Here is a 3,154-nt window from a genome sequence, read left to right as displayed (position 1 = left end):
TTGCTGCCACAGGCGAGGTTTTAGCTCAGGTTTTTGGGGCTGATAATACTATTACTTCTCTCGATTTTCTGAATTTGGCTCGCTAAGAATAAAAGCGCATTTTATCGGGGGGCTTTTGCCGATATTCTACACGCTCGCTTTCTTAATTTAACCGGGCTTGTAGAATATTTTTAACTCAACGAACATCAAGCTAGTGACTTATTTGATGTTCGACAGATCTGCTACTCTGAAATTGGTTTTAGTGAGTAATTCATTCCTGATTAAAGTCAAAAGGCAGAATTTATGACGACCAAAATTATAACGTTTCTTTTACACAAAGAGATACTATTTAATATTGGACTAATTGACGACCAGAAAATTGGTTTGTTATCTGGACTCAACTCCTAATAAACGTCTGAGGGGTAAACCCCCATAATACTACAAATACGAACAATTGTCAACTAGCTGGTGCAAACAAATTTCGCACCTCACGGCGTAATTTTCTTAGATCGCGCGCGTTTTTTTTATACTAAAATAATTCTGCGCTGAGTCAGACTTGGCTAAAAAAACGCCTCATTTCCCAGGTAAATGCCGCTAACTGCTACTTTGGGAAGATGTCGATAAAAAAAATATCGCAGTAAATGGAACTTGTTAAGTATGCGAAGCCGAGAAATTAGCAAGTAGAAATTTCTTATTAGCAATTAACAATAATATCTACCACTTAAGGTTGACAATTAACACGTCAAGGAGCTATCTAACTCATGAAAAAATCAGGGTTCAACTACTCTTCCCCAATGCAAAAATTAAGTTGCGATGGGCACGATAATGACTGCATAGAATATCGTGGGATTCGGGAGCCGTTAGCGGGCGATCGGCTGAGCGATATTTACTGTTTAACAAAAGCGAGTCTTCGCGTCAAGAGTGAGCATAAAAAACATTTAGTTTGCATCGATCCCAGGGTAGAGAATTATCAGCATCTTGCCAGCGGAGCCAAACCGGGAACAGAGATAATTGTCCTCGATCGCACCCTAGACGGAGTAGAACAAATTACCGAGATTCTAGCTAAACGCAGCTTAATTGCCAGCCTTCAGATAGTTGCTCACGGCAATGAAGCTTCGGTGCAACTCGGGTCAACGGTACTGAAGGATGAAAACTTACCAAAGTACGATCGGCATTTGCAGCAGTGGCGAAATGCCTTAAGCGAAAAAGCCGATATTTTATTATTAGCGTGTAGGGTGGCGGCTGGAAAATCAGGGATTGCTTTCGTGCGGAAGCTGAGAGAACTAACAGGCGCCAATATAGCCGCTTCTAACAATTTAATTGGTAGTGCAAAATTAGGAGGAAACTGGCAATTAAATGTTACAGCAGGACAAGTAAAAACCGCAATAGCATTTGAAACAAAAACACAGGAAACTTACAGCGCTGTCCTCATTACTTTAGTGGACGAAACTTTTCAAGATGCAAGTCTAATAGGGCCTTGGATATCTGGGGTCACCGGCACGTCAGACGCTCCAGCTTTAACAGCAGGAACCGGAACGGAGACTTTTCCGGGTTTGAACATAGACCCGCCCGGCAGCGGAGCTTTGAGGTTAACTTCAAGAAGTTTTGACCAATCTACTTTTGCCATCTATAACAGTCCGGTACCAGCCAGCAGTGGCCTTAAAATTGTCTTCGATATATTTGCCTACAACGGCACTGCACGTGATAATTTAGCAGGGCGGACAGGGGACGGCATAAGTTTCTTTTTAATTGAGGGTAGTGTGACGCCAACAAAAGCTGGAGGCTATGGAGGTTCTCTCGGCTACGCCCAAAATATCAACGAAAATCAGTCCGGTTTACTCGGAGGTTATTTAGGAATTGGATTGGATGAATTCGGAAATTTTTCAACTGAAAATGAAGGGCGTATAGGCGGAATTGGGGGGGGGCGTAGACCAGATTCGGTAACGCTTCGAGGTAGCCAAGCTACGCAATATCGGTTTTTAACTTCTAACTTTGTGCCGGGGGGAATAGATAATATTCCCAATCCCGTAAGTCCGCCGACCAACACTATTACTAGCACTCGCGAACCAGCCAAAAGAAGAGTTCAAGTTATTTTAGAACCTCCCACTTCTGAAACGCCCAGCCGTCGTCAGCTTACTGTTAGCTTTGATCTCAACAATAATGGTTCGTTTACAGATCCGGGCGAGACTATTATCGACATTAGCGATTTAGAGGCAATAAACGGGCGAATCCCCGCAACATTCAAATTTGGTTTTGCAGGTTCAACGGGAGACGCAACAAATATTCACGACGTTCGCACTTTGTCTATCCAAACTATAGACGTGCCACTTACTACAGCAGATGTTGCGACAACGAAAAAAGGCCCGCCCGCTGCGGCACCGGGCAGCCCCATTACTTACACAATTACGACAGTAAATAATGGCCCGAACCCGGCTGAAAACGTGCTGGTTGAAGACCAACTGCCCCGAGGGGCAGTATTTGGCAGTGCCGACAGCGGCGGCACTTTCAACCCGACAACGAGACTGGTTTCCTGGCGTATTCCGAATTTAGCTGTTGGGGCCAGCCAGACCCGCACCGTAACTGTTACCGCCCCAACTACACTCGGCGCTATTACAAACAGTGTATTCAGCAGCAGCAACACGATCGATCCCGTACCCGCCAACAACAGCGGCAGCAGCCCGGAGGCGCGAGTCACCACCACTATCACGAACAATATTGCCGATGTAGTTACGCGCAAAACCGGGCCGGCTACTGCGGTGGCAGGCTCAAGTGTCACCTACACCATTACGGCGGCTAACAGTGGGCCGAGTGCGGCAACCAATGTGGCGATCGCCGACAGCATTGTTCCTGGTTTAACAGGAGTCAGCGTGTCGGACAGCGGAAGTTACAACGCAACTACAGGTATTGTGACTTGGACGGCGATCACATCCCTAGCCAGCGCAGCCAGCGCCAACAGAACCGTCAGTTTCGCAGTTCCCGCCACCATCAGCGCCATCGCCAACACTGCTAGCAGCACCTCAACGAGTCCAGACCCCAATCCTGCCAACAACAACGGCAGCAGCCCGTCGGCAAGAGTCACCACCACGATCACCGATAGCGCCGATGTAGTTACGCGCAAAACCGGGCCGGCTACTGCGGTGGCAGGCTCAAGTGTCACCTACACCATTACGGCGGC

At 47.0% G+C, this 3,154-nt stretch carries 1 protein-coding gene; it reads left to right on the top strand.

Going from position 1 to position 3,154, the window contains the following annotated elements:
* Nucleotides 1-773: 773 nt before the first annotated feature.
* The coding region (locus QUA57_RS28075) for a DUF4347 domain-containing protein (protein ID WP_333251528.1) at nt 774-3,154 on the top strand (2,381 nt) is incomplete at its 3' end.

It is taken from the genome of Microcoleus sp. Pol7_B2 (genome assembly GCF_036701035.1).
Taxonomy (GTDB): Bacteria; Cyanobacteriota; Cyanobacteriia; order Cyanobacteriales; family Microcoleaceae; genus Microcoleus.
Note: the sequence above shows the minus strand (reverse complement) of the source record. Positions and strands in the feature narration are given on the sequence as shown.